Annotated in this window: 22 protein-coding genes; 14 read left to right on the top strand and 8 right to left on the bottom strand. The window is 36.1% G+C overall.

Going from position 1 to position 22,754, the window contains the following annotated elements:
• Positions 1–11 precede the first annotated feature (11 nt).
• Positions 12–569 carry a serine acetyltransferase gene (locus BBH99_RS02765; protein WP_066691629.1) on the top strand — a complete coding sequence of 186 codons (558 nt, stop codon included), beginning with the start codon at positions 12–14 and terminating at the stop codon, positions 567–569.
• Here BBH99_RS02765 and BBH99_RS02770 read toward each other — a convergent pair.
• Positions 566–811 carry a DUF2306 domain-containing protein gene (locus BBH99_RS02770; protein ID WP_066691631.1) on the bottom strand — a complete coding sequence of 82 codons (246 nt, stop codon included), beginning with the start codon at positions 809–811 and terminating at the stop codon, positions 566–568. The genes BBH99_RS02765 and BBH99_RS02770 overlap by 4 nt on opposite strands.
• Before the next feature lie 414 nt (positions 812–1,225).
• Here BBH99_RS02770 and BBH99_RS02775 point away from each other — a divergent pair, with 414 nt between their 5' ends.
• The 4 genes from BBH99_RS02775 to BBH99_RS02790 all read left to right on the top strand — a co-directional run bounded on the left by BBH99_RS02775 (position 1,226) and on the right by BBH99_RS02790 (position 4,644).
• The gene (locus BBH99_RS02775) at positions 1,226–1,894 is read left to right on the top strand and encodes a carbonic anhydrase (RefSeq protein ID WP_066691634.1); all 669 of its coding nucleotides are present in this window, start codon (positions 1,226–1,228) and stop codon (positions 1,892–1,894) included.
• 21 nt (positions 1,895–1,915) lie between these two features.
• A complete protein-coding gene (locus tag BBH99_RS02780; protein ID WP_066691638.1) occupies positions 1,916–2,215 on the top strand; it encodes a hypothetical protein in 300 nt (99 codons plus the stop codon).
• A 147-nt stretch (positions 2,216–2,362) separates the two neighbouring features.
• Positions 2,363–3,955 (top strand): SulP family inorganic anion transporter, encoded by a 1,593-nt coding sequence (locus BBH99_RS02785; RefSeq protein ID WP_066691641.1) that lies wholly within the window; start codon positions 2,363–2,365, stop codon positions 3,953–3,955.
• 53 nt (positions 3,956–4,008) lie between these two features.
• On the top strand, positions 4,009–4,644 hold the full coding sequence (locus BBH99_RS02790; protein ID WP_066691648.1) for a carbonic anhydrase: 636 nt from the start codon (positions 4,009–4,011) through the stop codon (positions 4,642–4,644).
• A gap of 139 nt (positions 4,645–4,783) precedes the next feature.
• Here BBH99_RS02790 and pth read toward each other — a convergent pair whose 3' ends face one another.
• The 7 genes from pth to mfd form a co-directional block, all read right to left on the bottom strand.
• The gene (pth, locus tag BBH99_RS02795) at positions 4,784–5,347 is read right to left on the bottom strand and encodes an aminoacyl-tRNA hydrolase (protein ID WP_066691650.1); all 564 of its coding nucleotides are present in this window, start codon (positions 5,345–5,347) and stop codon (positions 4,784–4,786) included.
• 85 nt (positions 5,348–5,432) lie between these two features.
• On the bottom strand, positions 5,433–6,374 hold the full coding sequence (locus BBH99_RS02800; protein ID WP_066691652.1) for a hypothetical protein: 942 nt from the start codon (positions 6,372–6,374) through the stop codon (positions 5,433–5,435).
• 121 nt (positions 6,375–6,495) lie between these two features.
• Positions 6,496–6,621, bottom strand: a complete 126-nt coding sequence (locus BBH99_RS22875) for a hypothetical protein (protein ID WP_262487185.1) — start codon at positions 6,619–6,621, stop codon at positions 6,496–6,498.
• Positions 6,622–6,766: 145 nt separating this feature from the next.
• Positions 6,767–7,507, bottom strand: a complete 741-nt coding sequence (locus BBH99_RS02805) for a hypothetical protein (RefSeq protein WP_066691655.1) — start codon at positions 7,505–7,507, stop codon at positions 6,767–6,769.
• Between the two features lie 9 nt (positions 7,508–7,516).
• Positions 7,517–8,335, bottom strand: a complete 819-nt coding sequence (locus tag BBH99_RS02810) for a hypothetical protein (protein ID WP_066691658.1) — start codon at positions 8,333–8,335, stop codon at positions 7,517–7,519.
• A gap of 8 nt (positions 8,336–8,343) precedes the next feature.
• Positions 8,344–9,165: a hypothetical protein gene (locus tag BBH99_RS02815; protein WP_066691661.1), complete on the bottom strand. Its 822-nt coding sequence runs from the start codon at positions 9,163–9,165 to the stop codon at positions 8,344–8,346.
• A 373-nt stretch (positions 9,166–9,538) separates the two neighbouring features.
• The gene (gene mfd / locus BBH99_RS02820; protein WP_066691663.1) at positions 9,539–12,907 is read right to left on the bottom strand and encodes a transcription-repair coupling factor; all 3,369 of its coding nucleotides are present in this window, start codon (positions 12,905–12,907) and stop codon (positions 9,539–9,541) included.
• Between the two features lie 250 nt (positions 12,908–13,157).
• On the opposite strand from mfd, the gene BBH99_RS02830 reads away from it, so the two are divergent.
• The 9 genes from BBH99_RS02830 (at position 13,158) to rnhA (ending at position 22,707) form a co-directional block, all read left to right on the top strand.
• Complete coding sequence (locus BBH99_RS02830) at positions 13,158–13,553, top strand: hypothetical protein (protein ID WP_066691669.1); 396 nt, start codon at positions 13,158–13,160, stop codon at positions 13,551–13,553.
• Between the two features lie 180 nt (positions 13,554–13,733).
• Positions 13,734–14,036, top strand: a complete 303-nt coding sequence (locus BBH99_RS02835; RefSeq protein ID WP_066691672.1) for a hypothetical protein — start codon at positions 13,734–13,736, stop codon at positions 14,034–14,036.
• A 138-nt stretch (positions 14,037–14,174) separates the two neighbouring features.
• Complete coding sequence (locus tag BBH99_RS02840) at positions 14,175–15,674, top strand: GH3 auxin-responsive promoter family protein (RefSeq protein ID WP_066691676.1); 1,500 nt, start codon at positions 14,175–14,177, stop codon at positions 15,672–15,674.
• A 69-nt stretch (positions 15,675–15,743) separates the two neighbouring features.
• Positions 15,744–16,106, top strand: coding sequence for a hypothetical protein (locus BBH99_RS02845; protein ID WP_066691680.1), 363 nt, complete (start codon positions 15,744–15,746; stop codon positions 16,104–16,106).
• A 92-nt stretch (positions 16,107–16,198) separates the two neighbouring features.
• The gene (locus tag BBH99_RS02850; protein WP_066691686.1) at positions 16,199–17,434 is read left to right on the top strand and encodes an MFS transporter; all 1,236 of its coding nucleotides are present in this window, start codon (positions 16,199–16,201) and stop codon (positions 17,432–17,434) included.
• A gap of 299 nt (positions 17,435–17,733) precedes the next feature.
• Entirely contained in the window at positions 17,734–18,330 is a 597-nt protein-coding gene (locus tag BBH99_RS02855) for a tetratricopeptide repeat protein (protein ID WP_066691695.1), read from the top strand.
• Between the two features lie 36 nt (positions 18,331–18,366).
• Positions 18,367–20,466, top strand: a complete 2,100-nt coding sequence (locus BBH99_RS02860; RefSeq protein ID WP_066691702.1) for a T9SS type B sorting domain-containing protein — start codon at positions 18,367–18,369, stop codon at positions 20,464–20,466.
• A 152-nt stretch (positions 20,467–20,618) separates the two neighbouring features.
• A complete protein-coding gene (gene dnaB, locus BBH99_RS02865; protein WP_066691705.1) occupies positions 20,619–22,205 on the top strand; it encodes a replicative DNA helicase in 1,587 nt (528 codons plus the stop codon).
• A gap of 25 nt (positions 22,206–22,230) precedes the next feature.
• Positions 22,231–22,707: a ribonuclease HI gene (gene rnhA, locus BBH99_RS02870; RefSeq protein WP_066691708.1), complete on the top strand. Its 477-nt coding sequence runs from the start codon at positions 22,231–22,233 to the stop codon at positions 22,705–22,707.
• Positions 22,708–22,754: the final 47 nt, after the last annotated feature.

Raw genomic sequence — 22,754 nt, forward strand, 5'->3', positions numbered from 1 at the left:
AATATTTTGTTATGCCAGAGTATACAGCAATACAGAAAGATTTTTACAGGGAAAGCGGTACATGGCTTTCCACAATTGGAATTTGGAAAAAATGCATTAACCCCAATCTCCATTATCTCTACATCTTCAGAAAGGCTCAGAAACACCAGAAAAAATCAGTTTCCGGTATGTTCTGGAGGCTTGTTTTAAGGCATTATCAGATAAAATACGGTTTCCAGATTTATCCTGAAACTCAGATTGGAGAAGGTTTATATCTGGGGCATTGGGGAGCACTGGTTATCAATCCTAAAGCTAAAATCGGTAAAAACTGTAATATTGCCCAAGGAGTAACAATCGGGCAGCAGAACAGAGGCAAAAACGAAGGTTACCCAGTTATCGGAGATGAAGTATGGATAGGCCCCAATGCCGTTATTGTTGGCAATGTAAATATAGGAAACAATGTTTTGATTGCGCCTAATGCCTATGTGAACTTTGATGTTCCTGAAAACTCTATGGTTATGGGAAATCCGGGAAAGATCTATCCTGCTGAAAATGCTACCCAAGGCTATATTAATAATAAATTATCTTAATTAACTTCAAGATTCTTTTTATTAATCCAATAAGCGGCCAACAAATTGGGAAGCCAGCATAGCCAAGCTACAGCAAGATAGGATTTATCGGGATCATGAGTGATATTCTGCAACAAAGGATACCAAAGTCTTAGTGTTACCGCAGCAAAGGTACAGGCATAACTGTAAACCATAAACTGTTGGGCTTTATCATATTCCCCTTTCTGATCTGAAAAATGCCAGCCAATGTAGTAATAAGCCATGTAAATCCCAGCATTATAAATCCGCCATTGAAACTATAGGGTTAAAATCAAAGCCTTAATTTATTCATTTTTTAAAGTAAATATTATTTATTTTCAATAGATCTCATCCATTCTTTTGAAGGATAGGGAAATTTAAAAATATTTTAATCTTCACATCCTATTTTATGATTTTTACTTTGTAAATTTATCTTAGTTTTTAAACGTTTGGATTATTATAGAACCTTTATTCATGCTAAAGCAAAGTATATAGGAATATTACATATGATTTTAAGCATATTTTAATATTAAACTTTGTTAAAAGTGGATAGTTTTTCCGTAAAAATTATATTTTTGCATAATTATTGATTCGGTCTATTGATTTTGAAAATAATTTAAACGAAATAAATAATTATAAACCTTTTTAAATTTAAAATTATGTCACAATCGTACGAAGTTATTTTTGAGAACAATAAGAAATGGGTAGAATCTAAAGTGGCACAAGACCCCAACTTCTTCCATGAGCTGGCAAAAACTCAAAATCCTGATTATCTTTATATAGGATGTTCAGACAGTAGAGCTACAGCGGAAGAATTAATGGGAGCCAAGCCGGGAGAGGTATTTGTTCACAGAAATATTGCCAATGTTGTAAATACTTTAGACATGAGCTCCACAGCAGTTATTCAATATGCTGTAGAACATCTTAAAGTAAAACATATTGTAGTTTGTGGACATTACAATTGCGGTGGTGTAAAAGCAGCGATGACTCCTCAGGATTTAGGATTATTGAATCCCTGGTTGAGAAATATTCGTGATGTTTACAGATTACACCAGGCAGAACTTGATTCTATCGAAGATGAAGATAAGCGTTATGACAGGCTGGTTGAGCTTAATGTTCAGGAGCAATGTATCAACGTTATCAAAATGGCCTGCGTACAGGAAAGGTATATTTTAGAAGAACAACCTGTTGTACACGGCTGGGTATTTGACCTTAGAACAGGTAAAATTATTGATCTTGAGATTGATTTTGAGAAAATCTTAAAAGACATTCAGAAGATCTACAACCTTACCGGTTCAGATTGGGTAATGAGCAGAAAGACTAAATAGTTTTTCAAAAAAGAATGTGAAATGAAATTCTGGAGTATTATTGTATTAACGTTTTTTCTAAATTTTACAGCGCTGCCAAGCATTGCTGCGGTGGCAGGCTGGGACATTGTCAGAACAAATATAATAGTAAATGAAGAAGAGCCACATTCTCACCCATCCTCGTTTATAGTTTACGAAAAGACAATTCCAAAACCTTTGGATGTTTTTGACTATCTGAAGTTTTCTGAGCCTGCACCTCAATCTATGTCTTTCGTACTGGTAGATGATTCCTTTCATCTATCTCCTTTACTTACTATATTTTCTCCGCCTCCGGAAGCTTAATTTTTAAAAGTAGTAGTTAGATTTTATAGTTATTCATGCCTTTTAAGGTATTGAATAAGCTGTTTATGCTTTAAAAATTAATTTTCCAATCTTTTATAATTGATTATTTAAGAATAAATCATCGGTTATACTATTTTCAAAAATATCATGAAAAAAACATCATTATTAGGAGGAATCAAGGAGAATTTCCCTTCCGGACTCGTTGTATTCTTAGTAGCACTGCCTTTGTGCTTAGGAATCGCTTTAGCATCTGGAGCACCGCCATTATCCGGGGTTATTTCCGGAATTGTAGGTGGCCTTGTTGTAGGCTTTCTTAGTAATTCAAACATATCAGTTTCCGGGCCTGCCGCAGGGCTTACAGCTATCGTACTAACCGCCATTACCGACCTTGGAGCATTTGAACTGTTCTTATGTGCCGGGATTATTGCGGGGATTATCCAATTGGTCTTAGGCTTTGTAAGAGCTGGTAGTATTTCCAATTATTTTCCCAATAATGTTATTGAAGGAATGCTTGCAGCCATCGGTATCATTATTATTTTAAAACAAATTCCTCACGCACTGGGATTTGATAAAGATTATGAAGGAAACCAGTCATTATTCAGTAATGGACTTAATTTCGGGTATTTTACTGAACTTTTCGGAGCGATTCACCCTGGAGCTATTATTGTAACAGCAGTATCTGTAGGGATTCTTATTGCCTGGGATAAAATTCCGGTTCTTAAAAGAATGAAAATGCTTCCGGGAGCGCTGGTAGCAGTAGTTACCGGGATATTATTAAATGAACTGTTCAAACTATCAGGAAGTTCATTGGCTATTGGTAAAGAACACCTGGTTTCACTACCTGTTCCACAATCATTGGATGACTTTAAGAATCTTATTACAATGCCGGATTTCGGTGGCTTTACCAATCCTAAAGTATGGATTGTAGGAGCAACTATTGCTATTGTAGCCTCTATAGAAACTTTACTTTGTATTGAAGCTTCGGATAGATTGGATAAGCAAAGAAGAATTACTGATACGAATCTTGAGCTTAAGGCGCAGGGAGTTGGAAATCTTGTAAGCTCATTTATTGGTGGGCTTCCTATGACCTCAGTAGTGGTGAGAAGTTCAGCAAATGCCAATGCAGGAGCTACTTCCAAAGTATCTGCTATGATTCATGGGGTACTTCTATTAGTTTGTGTATTGAGTATTCCGGTTATTCTGAATCTGATCCCGCTGGCAACTCTTGCTGCGGTGTTGATTCTGGTAGGGTATAAACTTGCGAAGCCTGCTACCTTCAAACATTTCTGGCATCTTGGAAAATTCCAGTTTGTACCATTTGTGGCAACTGTTGTAGCTGTTGTAGCAACCGACCTGTTAAAAGGGGTTGGAATTGGTCTTGCCATCTCTGTATTCTATATCCTGCAGGGAAATATGAAAAGAGCTTATTATCTCAGCAGAGAAAAACTGGATGATGCAGATGGAATCAAGATCAAACTGGCTGAGGAAGTATCTTTCTTAAATAAAGCAGCCATTAAAAAAACATTAAAAAACATTAAATCTAACTCTACTGTAATCATTGACGCAAGAGAAACTTCATATATCGCGACAGATGTACTGGAAATGATCCAGGATTTTGCCAATATCCGTGCAAAAGAAGAAGATATCAACGTAGAACTTCTGGGCTTTAAAACGTCATATAAAGATTATGAAAGAAGCCAGGATTCTCACATCTTGATTACTCATAAAAGAGCAATGTAAGCTCAAACCAATTTTATTTTAAACTTAACAATTCAACAAACAACTAAAATTATATGAAAGCACATACATACGAAACTCAGTCTACCATTACTCCTGAAAAAGCTTTAGAGTTTTTAAAGGAAGGAAACCAAAGATTCGTTAATAATCTTAAAGCCAACAGAGACCTTCTGGAGCAGGTAAATGCAACCCGTGAAGGGCAATGGCCTTTTGCAGTGGTTTTAAGCTGTATAGACAGCCGTACTTCTGCAGAATTAATTTTCGACCAGGGATTGGGAGATGTTTTCAGTATCAGAATTGCCGGTAATTTTGTAAATCAGGACATTTTAGGTTCTATGGAATTTGGCTGTAACGTAGCGGGTTCCAAACTGATCGTTGTTTTAGGACACACTAAATGCGGAGCTCTGAAGGGAGGTCTTGATGCAGCCCAAATTGAAGGGTTGGGAATGGATAACCTGAACCACCTGATCAATCATTTCAACCCAATTATCAATGAAGTGATTGAAGAAAATGAAGAACGCTCATCAAAAAACAGTTCTCTTTTAGAAAGACTTAATCACCAGAATGTAAAAAATGCCATTGAAGACATCCGCAAACAAAGCTCAACACTTAAAAGACTTGAAGAAGAAGGAAAAATTAAGATTGTTGGAGCTAACTACGATGTTGAAACAGGTGCAGTAACCTGGTTATAATAATCAAGAGTCTTATTTAGCTACTTACTAAGTATCATAGAGATCAGATCAATTGATTGGAAATTAATTAAATGCATAGCAGAAGGCCATCGGAAATCCGATGGCCTTTATTTTTCAGGTATAGCAAAAAAATGGCTAATTATTTTCCGTTAAATGTAGACATTGTATTACTGATCCCTGCAAATACAAAGGAAAGGCTGGCTTTTGAAAAAGTTTCTATTCTTTCTGTAAGTTTTTCTGTTTCTTCTTCATTCCATGTTCCTAATACATAATCTACCTGTCGGCCTGCAGCAAAATCTGCCGAAATCCCAAAACGAAGCCTTGCGTAGTTTTGTGTCTGTAATACTTCATTGATATTCTTAAGGCCGTTGTGACCTGCATCAGAACCCTTTCCTTTCATCCTTAAAGTACCGAAAGGTAACGCCAGATCATCTGTTATAATCAATACGTTTTCCAAAGGAATATTTTCTTTCTGCATCCAATATCTTACAGCATTACCGGATAAATTCATATAGGTATCCGGTTTAAGAACAAAAACTTTTCTGCCTTTATACTTTCCTTCTGCTATCCAGCCGAAATTAGCAGTATTAAACGGGGCTTCCAGTTTTTCAGCTATTTTTTCAGCTACTTTAAAACCTATATTATGTCGTGTATTTTCATATTCTGAGCCTTTGTTTCCCAGCCCAACAATTAAATATTTCATCAGAAATTTTTTACAAAATTAAGGGATAAAAAATAAAAAACTCAACCTTGGAAAGATTGAGTTTAAATATTATTGAAAAACTATTTTATTGTGGTTTATAAATATAGTTCACACCATAGCCTTTTGTCATGTAAGTCTGCAAGTCATATGCGTAATTTGTACTCATTACAATAGGCTGAGGGATATTTGCACTAAGATCTGTTACAGACCATCTCTTAGGGTTATTTGGAGAAAGAATCAAGCTCTCTTTAATAGTATGTTTAGTAGCTAATAATCTTGAGATTTTATATACTTTTGGTAATAGCGTGAACGGGCTGATCTGTTGATCATAAGCATAATATTCATAGCCGTATTTTTCAGTAGGTGTACCATACACAATTGGATTATTGGATGTTACCGGCCCAGAAACATTAAGTACTTTAGATACATTATCTCCCACATACGTAAACTCTGATTTGTAATATTCTTTATAATTGATAGGCCCGCCTATAGCCTCTTCGCCTTTAATTGTAGTGATAGACTCCAATTTTGAAGTACCGGCATTATAAGTTAGGGTATGAATATACTTTTCTGAAGCGAATAAGGTTTGAGGTCCTGGCTTAGTGGAAGGTGGAACCGGTGGCGTTCTTTTGAATACAGAGCGTGTTTCAGAAATAGACTGCAACTGGCTGTTATTTCCATAATTGAACTGTCTTTCATAAGATATACTGTCTTTATCCAGTTTTCCGTTTCCATCAAGATCAAGAAAACCTCTGAAATTAATCTGGCTGATTCTATCACCACTGTACATTATATCTGTAATAGAAGCACTATCTGTGACAACTCTGTTCATCAGCAATCCGCTGTACTGATATTCCGCCAGAGTGGTTTTATCGGTAATTTCTTTATATAAAGCTCTTGGGCCGCTCAGCCCTCCCGTATTATTCAGATCCAAAAGAGGATTCCCGTCTTCATCCAATAAATCTTTGCAGGAATGTATTGAAGAAAAGCCTGCAATTAATAAGATAAAATAGAAAATTTGTTTCATTTCCTGGTAATTGATTATTTTTTCACAAATATAATTTTTTTTTGCATAAAAATTATACGATTATTTATATTCTGATAAGATTAACAATAATAGTTCTCCTACGATTTGTAATAGATAAACATCAGATTCTGAGATCCATTATTACAATCCCTCTGAATCTTGGATGTTCCTGTACTGTTTGAAGTGAAGCCAGCAAACCGAATGGAAGAATACCAGCCAACACATGAAGAAAATAGTTTTTTACCATATTTTTTTAATTTGTTCAAATATAATTCAATTTTACACAACACAGGCTACACCAACCAATAAATTCATAAAGAATAGCGACAATAAATAAAAAAATCTAAAAACATAACGCTTTTAGATTCTTAATTATTATATGGATATTAAAATTAATAAGGCTGTAATACAGATGTTGTTAAAACAGACTGTGCCATATCACTACTAAGAACTGATCCGTCCACTGCTCTTCCAATCCCCAGTGTTGTATTATTTAATGTCCTGTTTATGCAGGCTACTTTAACAGAATATTTATTTTTAGGAATAAGATTTTCAAGCGTTGCATTAAGATTAAATATTTTATAAGCCCCACTGTCTCCCTGCAATACATCAGTTCTCACTGCTTTAAGTTTATTATCTACAAACACACCACATGCAAAACTTGCTGATGCTGTACCGGCAAATACTTTTTGAGCAGTGGTTTGAAATGAAAATGTCACTTTATTGGTCATATTTGTTACAGAAAATGTATCAACAGCCTGAGGTATCACAAGCCAGCTACTTGTTAAATCATCATTTTCATTGTAAGGTACAGGATTACCATTGCTATTGAATGATATCCCTGTTTGGTCTGCAACAGTATTAATCGAAAACAAAGACATACTTCCTTGTCCATCGGCAATTTTAATACTTTTCCAATCATTGGCAGCCATTTCCGTATTATTGTGAAAAATGTCTCCTGCGTTACCCGCTGATCCTTTTAATAAATCGGTACCTGCAGTTCTTAGCTCTTTTCTAACATTTACGTCTCCATTTACGTCCAGTTTATTAACAGGATTAGGCGTATTAATACCGATTTGAGCGCTAGCTAACCCGACAATTAATAAAAATTGAACAAAAAATATTTTTTTCATAATTGGTTTTTAATTTATTATCGTGTTAAATGCTTGTGGAACTTCATATACTTCTACCTTCAAAGAAGATTGAGCAATAAAGCTGTTAATATTGGTATTTGTATTTTTTCCTATAGCCAGTCTCCTATTAGGGGCATCTCCATAAGATGTAAGTCTTGAACATCCTACACTTACCGTATGGTCACCTTTAGAAAGGTTTTCTATAACTCCTATCTGATTATGGGTCAGGAAAGGAAATTGGGCACTGCTTGCTTTTAGGTTGCTTTGTCTTAAATTGATCAGTTTATCGTCTACAAAAATACCACATGCATAATCTATAGATGTATCTGTGCTTCCATTAGCGGTAAAATTAGCCTGTACTACTGTTTCAAACTGGAAATAAGCTTTACTCTCAGTACTGAACACACTGATTTTTTGTGACAGCCCGCTAATTTTTTTAAATCCTGTAAGACTTCCAAAACTTGCCCCTTTTGTAAAAGTTGCCGCCTTAGAAGTACTCATATTAGGTTCTTCCGAATATGATAAATCAACTCCCACTTTATCTGAAAAGGAATTATTAAAGATAAGATAAAACTTATTCGGTTCATATTCCGGAATACGAAGGGTTTTCCAGATCGGTGCATAGCCCTCACCCTGAGAAACCAGCAGCTGATCATTATTTCCAAAAGAAAGACTTTTATCTGTATCATTAAATACAGCAATTCTATCTCTCAGGTTCAGATCTCCGTTTACATCCAGTTGTGCTTTTGGAGAATTAGTATTAATACCCACCTGGGCAGAAAGCATCAATCCCGATGCGAGAAGTATAGTCGAAATTATATTTTTCATCACTTAAGTTAGTTGGATTTATAAGTTACATACTCAATAACATCAATTTTCATATTAGACTCCAACGTAAATGCATTGGATGCGCCGTTGGAACTTTGAACATCACGACCGATGGCAAACTGAGAATTTACATTTGAAGTATTAATTTTTCTACATGCAATTTCAAGCTTTTGTACACCAACGGGAACATTCAGTTCTGTATAATTAAGTGTGAAAATATAATCCTGAATACCTGCTTTTCCGCTGCTATTGGTAGATGCTATCCTGTCAGGACGTACAGCAACCAATTTATCATTTCTGAAAACAGCGCAGGCGAATCTTACATTGTCAGAGGTAGTAGATACCGGTGCTTTCATTTCAACTCCGGTCTGAAACTGATAAGTAAGCCTGTTTTTTCCATTTTTAATGGTAAAAACATTTTTAAGCCCATCAATTTTTGCCCATTTGCCTTTGGAGGCATCATTGATATCGTCTCCAACATTATTACTGGAAACTCCATCACCTTGAACACCACCAGAAAGAGTAGTAATACCCACCTGATCCGACGACAAATAAGAATTGATTAATTTGTACTGTCCCTCTTCCATAAAGGGAACATTCAATGATTTCCAAACAGGCGGCTTTCCTTCTCCCTGAGAAACTAAGACCTGTCCGTTTAATCCTGCATTTCCTACCTGAGTGGAAGTTCCACCTACCCTAAGTTCTCTTCTTAAAGTAGTTTTTCCATTCACATCGAGAGTTGATTTTGGTTTAGTGGTCCCGATTCCCACCTGTGCTTCTGCATAGAAGGAAAGAAATCCGACTACACAACTGAATATAATTTTTTTCATAATAAGGACTGCAAAGGTACAAATTACGAATCGAAAAAATTCCAGTCATAACACTTAAACCTATAGAAATAAACACATTACATGGTAGAATTATTTACACGAAAAAGTAGAATTATTTCTACACACGTCTGTTTTAGAAATAAAATTAAAATTATATAGTATGCCAAACCACTTCTATATCGTTGTTTACCCAACTCTATTTTCTCATTAAGAAGTGACTTCAGTCCCTCAAAAAGGGTGTTAATTCTCTTAAACAGGAATATTCCGAAGAAAAAACATGATAACAATCACAAAAAAACCACATAAAAATTCATTCTTTTTATGTGGTTTAGTATTGTTTAGAGAAAACTTAGTAATTTTTGAACACAATATTTTAATTATGTTCAATGATTGCTTTTAGTAAGAGATTAACCTCATCTACGTTTTTCACCTTCTCTTTTCTCATCATCAACTGATTGCCTTCTTTACCCGATTTTTCTTTAAGCTGAGCCTCCGCAGGATTTCTGGTCAAATAATTAATAATATGTCTGAACCTATCTGTCTGATAGAATTTATCCTGAGGATTGCCAGGAAAATACCCTAAAAATATTCCGTTCTTCATGACAATCTTCTCAAAACCTATATCTGCAGCAAGCCATTTCAAAGAAACGCTCTTAAGCAGATTCACGGCTTCTTTAGGCAATGCCCCGAACCTGTCAATCAGTTCAAGTTCAAACTGATGAAGATCTTGTTCATTATTAATCTCTGCTATTTTCTGGTACAATAATAATCGTTCTTCTGTATTAGAAATATAGAAATCCGGCAACATCAGTTCCAGATCCGTGTCAATATTGACATCTTTCACAGATTTGAAGAGTTTTTGTCTGTCTTCTTCGTTTTCAAATAAATTCTCAAAATCAGCATCATCTTTCAATTCTTCCAGGGCTTCCTGCATTAGTTTCTGATAGGTTTCAAATCCCATTTCATTGATAAAGCCACTCTGTTCTGCCCCCAATAAATCTCCTGCTCCACGAATTTCAAGATCTTTCATTGCAATCTGGAAGCCGCTTCCAAGGTCAGAAAACTGCTCGATGGCTTCCAGACGTTTTCTTGCATCAGAAGTCATCATATCATAAGGTGGTGTAATCAGGTAACAGAATGCTTTTCTATTGCTTCGTCCTACCCTTCCTCTCATCTGGTGAAGATCTGCCATCCCAAACCTTTGCGCATCATTAATAAAGATTGTATTCGCATTCGGAACATCCACTCCACTTTCCACGATCGTAGTAGAAACAAGCACATCATACTTCCCTTCCATGAAATCCAGTACATTTTTTTCCAGCTGTTTACCATCCATCTGGCCATGCCCTGTAATAACTCTTGCATCCGGCACCAAACGCTGAATAAGTCCGGCAATATCTTTTAGATTTTCAATCCTGTTATTAATAAAATACACCTGCCCATCCCTCTGAATTTCATAAGAAATAGCATCACGAAGGATCTCTTCATTAAACCCTATCAACTGTGTATCTACCGGCTGTCTGTTAGGCGGCGGCGTTTTGATTACAGACAAATCCCTTGCTGCCATTAATGAAAACTGTAATGTCCTTGGAATTGGGGTTGCCGTCAATGTAAGCGTATCCACATTATTTTTCAGGGTTTTTAGTTTATCTTTTACAGAAACACCAAATTTGTGTTCTTCATCAATAATCAATAATCCAAGGTCCTTAAATTTAACCGAACTGCTTACCAGCTGATGGGTTCCTATAATAATATCCACTTTCCCGTTTTTCAGATCATCCAGCGTTTCAGATTTCTGTTTAGCTGTTCTGAATCGGTTCACGTAAGAAACATTTACCGGGAAATCCTTCAGCCTTTCTTTAAAGCTTCTGTAATGCTGAAATGCCAGAATAGTGGTAGGAACCAATACAGCCACCTGCTTTCCGTCTGTAGCAGCCTTAAATGCGGCACGAATAGCCACCTCTGTTTTACCGAAACCTACATCTCCGCAAACCAATCTATCCATCACAGTATCCGCTTCCATATCTTTTTTTACATCAACAGTAGCTTTTTCCTGATCCGGGGTATCTTCATAAATAAAGCTCGCTTCCAGCTCATTCTGCAGGTAGGAATCTGGTGTATAGGCAAATCCTTTCGCTGTTTTCCTTTGAGCATATAATTTAATAAGATCAAATGCAATCTGCTTTACCTTCGCTTTTGTTTTTTGTTTTAATGATTTCCAGGTTGGAGAACCAAGTTTGCTCAGCACAATTTCTTTTCCATCAGGTCCGTTGTATTTTGAGATCTTATGTAATGAATGAATACTCACGTATAATAAATCTCCATTTTTATAAGTTAACTTAAAACATTCCTGAATCTTCCCGTCATTATTTACCTTCACCAGCCCCATAAATTTTCCGATTCCATGATCGATATGGGCAATATAATCTCCAATCTTAAGGCTCATCAGATCTTTCAGAGTAAGCTGTTCAGATTTTGCAAAGGTATTTTTGGCTTTATATCTCTGATAGCGGTCAAAGATCTGGTGATCAGTATACACCAACAGCTTATGTCCATTATCTACAAAGCCTTCATGGAGTTCGGATTTAAAACTTTTAAAAGGAAGCTCGTGTTCAAGCTCTTCAAAGATGGATTCCAGCCTTTCTTTCTGCTTTTCTGTGGAGAAAGAAATCCAGGTATCAAATCCGTCTTTTTGCTTTCCTTCAATATCTTCAATAAGAAGTTCAAAGTTTTTATGGAAAGAAGGCTGTGGAAGCTGCTCCATTTTGACCTCAGCCATTTCCTTCAAGCCTTCAATAGAAGCGTTTCCAAAATCAACGGTTTTAAATTTTTTGTAATCAAATAAAAATTCCTGGTCAGAAATAAAGAGTTCCTGCGGAGCTCTATGAGCAATATCTTTGCTTAAGGTTTCATATTTTTCAAGGGATTTCTCATAGAATGCTTTAATTTTCTGCATCCCTATCATTCCGTTTTTGGAAATCACATAACTTTCTTTAGGCAACAGCTGCAATAATGAAACCCTGCTTCCTGTTACTGAGAAATTCATATTGGATACTAGCTGAAAGTCTTTCACTTTATCTACTGAAAGCTGGGTTTCTATATCGAATGTTTTAATGCTTTCTACCTCATTACCAAAGAACGTAATCCTGTAGGGCTTTTCATAGGAATAAGAAAACACGTCAACAATTCCGCCCCTTACAGAAAACTCTCCTGGTTCTGAAACGAAATCCGTCTGCTGAAAATGATAATGATTAAGCAATTCATCTACAAAATCAAAATCCAGCTGATCGCCTACTTTTATATGATGAGAAATGGCTTTGAAATCTTCCTTCTTTAATACCTTTTCTGATAGCGCTCCGGCATAGGCCACAATAACTTTTGGAGATCTCCCGGAATTAATCTTGTTAAGCACTTCAGTTCTTAACACAAGATTGGCATTCTGCGTCTTTTCCACCTGATAAGGCTCCAGGTGGGTAGCAGGGAAATATAATACTTTTTCTTTCCCAAGCAGATCTTCCATTTCCGTATTGGCATACAAGGCATCTTCCTTATCATCTACCAGGTAAAGAATATTTTTTTTCTGAACCAAAAAAAGTTCAGCCACAAAAACAGAGACTGAAGATCCGGCACTTCCCTTCACGGCAATATGCTGACTATTTTCTAACTGAGTAAAAATTTCTTTGCCGAATTCTTTTTGCAACAGGTCCGGAAGAAATTTTTCGTTGATGGATTTTAACTGCATAAATAGTAATGGTATAAACGACAAAAGCGATTTCGGGAGTTTTCCGAAACCGTTTAATGCTATACAAAGGTACACATATTTTTTTCTTCAGTTTGAAAACGCTGAGACTTTCAGATTTAAAATGAATTACTTAACTATTTTAAATCTTAATTTTTTATTAATTTAATTAACAACCTGTTAAAAAAGATAGAATATTTTTTCATGGCACAATGTTTGGCATTTTAAATAACCAAACATTAAAAGTAGTATTATGAAAAAAGCAATGAAAATTTTAGGAGTTTTGATGCTGTTTGTGTTTACAGCATTATCTTTTTCGTCGTGCAGCAAGGATGACGATCCTGCAGACAATGACTTTTTCGCAGGAACTTACAAAGGAAGTGTCTCCTATAAGGATGGAGGTTCTACCAACATCAGTACAGATGCAGGAAGCGTATTTGTAACAAAGATCGCCAGTGGAACCAAATACAATTTCACTTTCTCGAACAGTATTCCGAGCCTAAACGGGATAGAATTTAATAAACAGGGAGATCATACCTTAGTAATGGTTGGTTCTACAGCAACATCTTATATCAGAATTGATAATAATACATTGAAAATTTTATACATGCAGGATGGCAAAACATGGACAGCAAACTGTACACGTTAAACCATCTGTTATTTATGTAAAAACCTGTTCTCTTCAACAAGAACAGGTTTTTTTATTATTTTAGAAAAATGACTTTAATTTTTTTTTAAGCTGTAATAAACTTTAGTTAAGTTTAAAAAACCAAAATTTCTAGCCTGCTTTTTGTATATCTTTATTCAACAAAAAATAAACAGTATTCTTATGAAAAAATTCTTATCAGCAATGTCATTAGTTTTAGGACTAGGCCTTGCTACTGCTCAGCAGACTGCTCCCGCTACTCATACAACTCCTGCCCCTGTAAAAGCCACAGCTACTAAAGCGGCAGAAGTAAAAGCTGCCAAACCAATGGTTGCTAAAACAGCTAAGCCTGCAGAGGCTAAACCGGCTCAACCGGCCCCTGCTGCTAAAATGAAAAAAGACGGTACTCCGGATAAAAGATATAAAGAAAATAAACATCTGAAAAAAGATGGTACTCCGGACAAAAGGTATAAAGTAAACAAATAAAGCATAACATCAACATATAGTTGTTATTTTCATAATCAAATTTCGAGAAAAGCCGATGGATCTATTTCATCGGTTTTTTTTATGCGTTACTCTTTAAAAATGGTTCCACAATTCTCTACTTATTTATAAATTTGAACCATGTTAAACTTCTTCAAGAAAAACGCAGCGCTTATCTGGGCAAAGAAACATGTTCAAAAGGCAGAGGAATTCAAAAAAAATGCAGAGAAAAACCAAGAGGACCTATTGCTTTCCCTTGTGAATACAGCCCAGAAGACACTTTTCGGGCGGGAGCATGATTTTGAAAATATCTGTTCCATAAAGGATTTCCAGGACAGAGTTCCTGTAGCCGACTATGAAGATTTAAAACCATACATTGAAAGAGTAAAAAGAGGGCAGGGAAATATTCTCTGGACGGACACCCCTGAATATTTTGCGAAAACTTCGGGAACTACTTCAGGATCAAAATACATTCCTATATCTAAGGAAGGAATGCCTTATCAGATTGCAGGAGCCCAAAGTGCCTTATTCCATTATATCAGCAAAAAAAACAATGCAGATTTCGTTAACGGAAAAATGATCTTCTTGCAGGGCAGTCCGGAATTGGAAGAAGTTTTCGGTATTAAAACCGGAAGGTTATCCGGAATTGTTGCCCACCATATCCCTAATTACCTTCAGAAAAATAGATTACCAAGCTGGGCAACCAATATAATGGAAGACTGGGAGGCAAAAGTAGACAAGATTGTTGAAGAAACAGAGCACCAGAACATGACTTTGATTTCAGGAATACCACCCTGGCTTATCATGTATTTCGAAAAACTTACTGAGAAACACGGAAAGAAAATAAAACAGCTCTTCCCTAACCTTCAGCTTATTGTTACAGGTGGGGTAAATTATGAACCTTACCGTGATAAAATGGAAGACTTATTAGGTGGAAAAGTAGATATCATTCAAACCTTTCCAGCTTCTGAAGGATTCTTTGCTTTTCAGGATGATTATACAAAAGAAGGGCTTTTGCTTTTAACCAACCATGGTATTTTTTACGAATTTATACCATTGGAAGAATACGGGAAACCTGGTGCGAGAAGATTAACTATAAAAGAAATTGAACTCAATAAAGATTATGCACTCATTTTAACCACCAATTCAGGCTTATGGGCCTATTCCATTGGTGATGTTGTAAGATTTATCGATAAAAACCCATACAGAATTTTGGTAAGCGGAAGAACGAAACATTTTACTTCAGCTTTCGGAGAGCATGTCATAGCTTTTGAAGTAGAGGAAGCTCTGAAAGCAACCCTTGAAAAATTTCCGGCACAGATTACTGAATTTCATTTAGCACCGCAGGTTAATCCAAGTGAAGGTCTTCCTTATCATGAATGGATGATTGAATTTGAAAAGGAACCTGAACATATAGAATCATTCAGAAATGAACTGGATCAGCAACTCAGAAACAGAAATACCTATTATGATGATCTGATTTCAGGGAATATTCTTCAAAAGCTCCATATTACAAAACTGAAGAAAAATGCCTTTCATGAATATGCAAAGTCTCAAGGAAAACTGGGTGGCCAAAATAAGACTCCAAGATTGGCCAATGACAGAAATATCGCAGATCTGTTAGAAATTTATAAATTTTAGAGATATTTTTTCAATTCCAAAAACGTATATTCGAAAAAAATTATAAATTTGAAAAACTAAACGAAAATAATGAAAGCATCTGTACTGTTGAAATCATCTTTATTAACGTCTTTATTTGTTATTACGTCTTGCGCTACTACAAAATACAGCGAGGATATTTCAAAAAACAACTATTCCAATCTGGAAGCCGGGAAGGTTTACAAAGTTACTATGAGAGACGGGTCTCCGAAGCAGAAAATATTATTCAGAAATATTGTTGGAGATAATCTTGTAGGAACAGCTGGAAAAAAAGACAGTACAGAAGTAATTATTCCTAAATCTAATGTGGCAGCTGTAAAAGACAGCAGAAAAGCAAGAATTGCAGCGGGAGCTACTATTATTGGGGCAGCAGGTGTTGCAGCTATTGTATTGAGTTCTACAAGAGCAGACTAAAATAGATTTTATCTTTTGATATATATTTAATATATCTTTTAAAAACGGATATATAGATAGCCCTAAATAAATTTTTAGGGCTATTTTTGTTCATGATTTCCTTTACCCCGTTACAAACATTAAAAAATGTTGAGTTCAGAAATCTTCTTACCGGGAGATTTTTTATTGTTTTAGCTTTCAGAATGCTTGCCACTTTATTGGGATGGTGGGTATACCAATTAACCAAAGATCCTTTTTCAATTGGTCTTATCGGACTTTCTGAGGTTATTCCTGCCGTTAGCTGTGCTTTATATGCAGGGCACGTTATTGATATGAATGAAAAAAAGAAGCTCCTGCTGATCTGTAATTACGCTTATATTTTTCTGATCGGCTTACTTTTAATTCCTGCTTTTTTCAATGTTCAAATGCATTTTACAGGACATCAGATCACTTATTACATTTATGGAGTTATTTTTTTCACCGGAATAGCAAGGGCTTTCATTGGCCCTATTGTTCCTTCAATGATTCCTAAAATCGTAAAGAAAGAAAACCTTCCTAATGCTGTCACGCTTAATCAGGCTACATTCCTTATTTCTTCGGTATGCGGACATGCTATTGGCGGGCTTCTGATCGGATATATTGGTATACAATGGACATTGGTTGTGATTTTATCCCTGATATTTATAGCTTCCCTGTTTTTCTGGCAACTTAATAAGCAATATTCAGAAAATAAAAAAGAAACAGTAGATGTAGTGGAAAGCATGCGTGAAGGAATTTCTTATATCTTTAAAACAAAGGAAATTTTAGGCGCCTTATGTCTGGATATGTTTGCTGTATTATTTGGGGGAGCAGTGGCTATGATTCCGGTATTTGCTACAGACATTCTGAACTCAGGAGCAGAAGGTTTCGGCTTACTGAATGCAGCTTCTGATATTGGTTCTATGTGCATCATTACACTTTTATCTATTGTTCCTTTACGAAAAAACCAAGGGAAAATACTTCTTGCAGTGGTTACAGGATTTGGAATTTGTATCATTGGATTCGGGTTATCCAAACTTTACTGGCTTTCATTTATGTTTCTGGTATTAAGTGGAATGCTTGATGGTATTTCTGTAGTTATCAGAGGAACTATTGTACAGCTCAAAACCCCTGACCATATAAGAGGACGTGTATTGAGTGTAAATTCCATCTTCATTATGTCCAGCAATGAAATGGGGCAGTTTGAAAGCGGATTAATGGCTAAAGCATTAGGTGTAGTCCGCTCCGTGGTATTTGGCGGATGTATGACTGTCCTGGTTGCTCTGATTGTTGGAAGCACTAACCCTAAGCTAAGAAAGATGCAATATTGATAATCTTATCGCCAATTGATTTAAAAACACTTAAATCAATTAAAATTAAATATATACAAATAAGGATAGGACATTTTCTATCCTTATTTTTATTTTATATCTAATTTATTTTAAAACAATTCATCATTTTTATTTAAAATTAAAAACCACAAATACCCTTCTGCTACAATACTCACATATTTAGAATACAATAACAAAAATACAGTATTACAAAACAACATAGCATATTATTTAAATATATATCAAAATAGATCACCAAACATTAATAATTTCATATATTTGCTACAAATATCCCCTTTATGAATAAAATTTTATTTATTTTAAGCTTTTTCGTAACTGGCTTGTGGGCAAGCGCCCAGACTTTTACCGATAAAGCATTACAACAAAGTGCTTTACAGCTCAACACCATCAATACTGAAGGTGATTATGACAAATTGTTTAAGAAATTCACGGAGACTAATACTTCTGAAAAATGGCAGGCTTTTCACTATGCCGCTGTTTCTATGTATCTTAAAGCAGACCTTCTATCAAAGAAATCTCCTGCTTCAGCTGCCAATTCAAGTATTACAGCCGAAAAATTCGCTCTTGGAGGTACACTTTCCCAACCCGACAATGCGGAAAACAATATCCTTATAGGGCTTATCACATTACAAAAAATAGAATTGGGTGTTTATAACGATCCGGCAAAAGCGATACAGGAAGTATCAAAATACATTGCAAAAGCAGAAAGCTCTGATCCAAATAACCCAAGGCTAGCAATCTTAAAAGCAAAATCAGCTGAAAAATCTGGCAACAAGACCGATGCTGAAGCTCAATACCAAAAAGCAGCAACAGGATTTACAACCTCGAATTCTGTACCTGGATGGGGTAAACAACTTATCCCTGGAAACAAATAATTTACTTTAAGTATTCAATTTTAAATCGGCCAAAAAATGAAAAAATATCTACTGATTTTTCTAATTTTCATTACCCAAATGGTTTTTGCACAACAGGACTGTATCACTGCTATCCCTATTTGTAGTGATTCAGAAATCTCGCTAAAACCTAACGGAAGCGGAAGCGTAAAAGAAGGAAGCGGCTGTCTAAACAGTGAGAGTAATTCTATCTGGTTTACCTTCAGTATACAAACGCCAGGAACATTAACCTTCCTTATTACCCCTATGGGACCTAATGCTTACAATATTGATTATGATTTTGCACTATATGGACCCAATCACAGCTGCAGCAACATCAAAGAAACTCCTTTGCGATGTTCTTATGCAGGGATGAGCAACTTAATAAGCAGGCCTCTTACCGGCCTTAGCATGACTGCAACAGAGACTACTGAAGATGGCGGTGGAATTGGTTTTGTAAAATATATTGATGTACTTCCGGGTGAAGTATATCATTTGCTATTAAATAACTATTCCCCTGAAATTGCTCCTTTTAAATTAAGCTTTGGTGGAACAGCAACATTGCTTACCCCATTTGATAATAATTCATTAAAAATTTATCAACCTTTTCCTTTCCTAAAGCCGGGAGCAAAAAATGACGGGGATATTGATATTTGCGGCAATCCGGTAACATTTGATTTTGCCACATTATCAAACCACATCAGAAATAACAACCCAAATTTTGTTATAAAATATTACCGCAGTGCTGCTGATGCTGCCAGCGACTACGATCCTATAACAACTCCTATTCCGGTTAACACAACAACTCAATACACCTATTCTATTTCATATGCTGATCCTACCAAACCCCTCTCCTTTTTAAATCAATGTAGGGAATTTGGAAATATCAAGTTTTCTGACAGGTCTTTTACACTCACTCCAGGGGAAATTACTTCATGTAGCAACAACAACTCAGGAACGGCACTTTATGACTTATCATCAGCCAATATAGGATTAACTCCAAACCTGAATGTGAAGTATTACCCTTCAATGTACGACCTTGATCATGGCATCAATGAAATAACCAATCCTTATCAGTATGTTTCTGCTGAAGGATCTGTGTTTGTAAAGGCTACCAATGAATATGGATGTATTACAATTACAGAAATTAAATTAAAATTCCATCCACTGGTAAAGGCTCTTCCTGACCCTACATTAACTGAGTGTCATTTGGAATCAAATCCTTCTATGGGTATGTTCAATCTTGACAACGCTCCGATCACAGTACCTGCTGACGGAACGAAGAAAAAGTATTACCCTTCAATGGCTGACGCTGTAGATGCTACCAATGAAATCTTAAACTACCAAACTTATATGGCACCAAATGGTGTGGTATATGTAAGAGTATATGATGAACTTGGATGTTTCACTGTTGCTAAAATAACACTTCAGGTACTTCCTCCGGTAACATCCAGCGTGCTTAAGGATAAAATCATCTGTATGGAAGACAAAACCACTCTGGACGCAGGACCTGGATTCAAGAAATACGAATGGAGTACCGGAGCGACTACACAAAGCATTAGCGATGTTGGAGTTGGTACTTATTGGGTAAAACTAACAACCAGAACAGGAGAATGTACTACTACTCAAAAGGTTACAGTATACCCTTCTGAACAACCGGTGATCTCCAACATTGATGTATCTACTACAAACATTACTGTAAATGTAACGGGTGGAACTCCTGATTATAAATACTCCATAGATAATGTTGTATGGCAGGATTCCAATGTATTTACCAATGTAGCAAGAGGCAACTATAAGATATATGTAAAAGATGCTTATGATTGTGATCCTATTGTAGTGGAAGTAGTGGTTCCTAATATTGTAAATGTTATTACACCAAACGGAGATGGAATTAATGACGTTCTTGATTATTCTGCAATAGCAGGTAAGCAAAACCTGACATTGAATATTTTCGACAGATATGGTGTAAAAATTCACCAGGCCGATAAATCTAACGGATACAAATGGGACGGTACAATTGCAGGTAAGAAAATACCTACTGGTACTTACTGGTATTCCTTAACATGGAATGAGAACAACAGCAAGAACACTCCATTCAAATTCTCAGGATGGATCATCGTGAAAAACAGAGAGTAACTTCTCATTCATACCATAAAAAATCACCTCAATTGAGGTGATTTTTTTTATCAACATACCCAACCCCCTATTAACCGCATTTTCACATAGACTACTAATAATTTGTTGAATACTATTTTTTAAATATTTTTTAAATAAACTATCTTTGCACTATGGCGCAGAAAGAAACATTATCATCCCTTACACACGGAAACTTTGCAAAAGAACTGTCTATTGCGGATGGAAAAATGCCTCCTAATGCAGTAGACTTCGAAAGACTTGTTATCGGAACTTTTTTGATTGACAAAAAAGGTCTTGACCATTCTATTGACCTCCTTACTCCGGAAGTATTTTACGATCCCAGACACCAGGTTATTTTTTCTACAATCTTAAAGCTTTACGAAGGCAACCATCCTGTAGATTTAATGACCATTATTCAGGATCTTAAAAAAGAGGATAAACTAAGCCAGGCAGGAGGAGATCATTATATTATTGACCTTACCATGGGAGTAAGTTCATCTGCTCATATTGAATACCATGTTCGTGTTATTCTTGAAAAATACATTTTGAGAAGCCTTATCAATGTTTCTGCCAATGTAATTGATTCTTCCTATAAAGAATCCACTGATGTATTTGAACTGCTGGATAAAGCGGAACAATCATTCTTTGAAATTACGAACGGAACTATTAAAAAAGGCTTTGATACTGCTAATTCATTAGTAAAACAAGCTATTGATACCATCAAATCTTTAAAAGATAAACAGGGGCTTTCAGGAGTTCCTTCAGGATTTCGTGATGTAGACAAAGAAACCGGTGGCTGGCAGAATTCTGACCTTATCATCATTGCAGCACGTCCGGCGATGGGGAAAACCGCATTTCTTCTTTCAATGGCCAGAAATATTGCTGTAGGTCACAAAATCCCAATGGCACTGTTCTCTCTCGAGATGGCCTCTGTACAGCTTATCACCAGGATGATTGCTTCTGAAACAAGAATTTCATCCGAAAAACTAAGAAAGGGAACACTTGATGACGAAGAATGGCAAAGACTGTTCTCCAACGTATCTGAATTGGAAAATGCTCCTTTATATATTGATGAAACTCCCTCGCTTTCTATCTTCGACTTCCGTGCAAAATGCCGAAGACTGGTAATGCAGCATGGGGTAAGACTGATCATGGTCGACTACCTTCAGCTTATGACTGCCGGTGGTGGCGGAAAAGGAGTAGGAAACCGTGAACAGGAAATCTCCATGATCTCCCGTTCATTAAAAGCAATCGCAAAGGAATTAAATGTCCCTGTAATTGCACTTTCCCAGCTTTCCCGTAGTGTGGAGACACGTCCCGGAAAAAGACCTCAGCTTTCAGATCTAAGGGAATCCGGAGCAATTGAGCAGGATGCGGATATCGTATCTTTTATCTTCAGACCGGAATATTATAAAATCACTGTTTGGGACAATGATGAGGAAGGACAGGAAACTTCAACAGAAAATCAAGCTGAATTAATTATTGCAAAACACAGAAATGGTGCAACTGCCGATGTAAGATTATCTTTCTTAAAACATTTTGCAAAATTCGGTGATATTGAAGCTGCTTTTGATGGAGGTGCCGGAGGTGGATATCCATCAAACTTTGGCGAACCAAGCGGTTTTGACAAAATTAAAACAACAATCCAACCGGGAGCTGCATTTGATCTTCCGGACAGTTCGAAACTTTCAGGTTCCTCCATGAATGATTTTGATGACGATGACGATTTCCCGTTTTAAATAATTCAATTTTTATAAAAGACATTTGAAAATCGAAATTTATACAGACGGTGCATGTAGCGGAAACCCTGGAAAAGGCGGATATGGAATTCTTATGCGCGTTCCTGAAAAAAATTATCAGAAAACATTTTCTAAAGGATTTCGGAAAACTACCAACAACAGAATGGAACTCCTTGCTGTAATTTCTGCATTAGAAAAATTGAAGTCTACAGAAAATGATATTCATGTGTATACCGACAGTAAGTATGTAGCTGACGCTGTTAATCAGAACTGGATTAGCGGGTGGATCAAAAGAGGTTGGAAAAATGTTAAAAACCCGGATCTCTGGAAAAAATTCATAGAACTTTACAACCTTCATAAACCTACCATGCATTGGGTAAAAGGTCACGCAGGGCACTTTGAAAATGAGCTTTGTGATAAATTAGCCGTTGCAGCGGCCAGTTCCCCGGACCTGGAAATTGATACATATTTTGAAGGATTAGAGAACAACTCTCTCTTTTAATTTAATTAATATAAATCATCAACAACCCGTACAACTTTCACTACTTT

The sequence above is a fragment of the Chryseobacterium contaminans genome (genome assembly GCF_001684955.1).
In the GTDB taxonomy this organism is placed as follows: Bacteria; Bacteroidota; Bacteroidia; order Flavobacteriales; family Weeksellaceae; genus Chryseobacterium; species Chryseobacterium contaminans.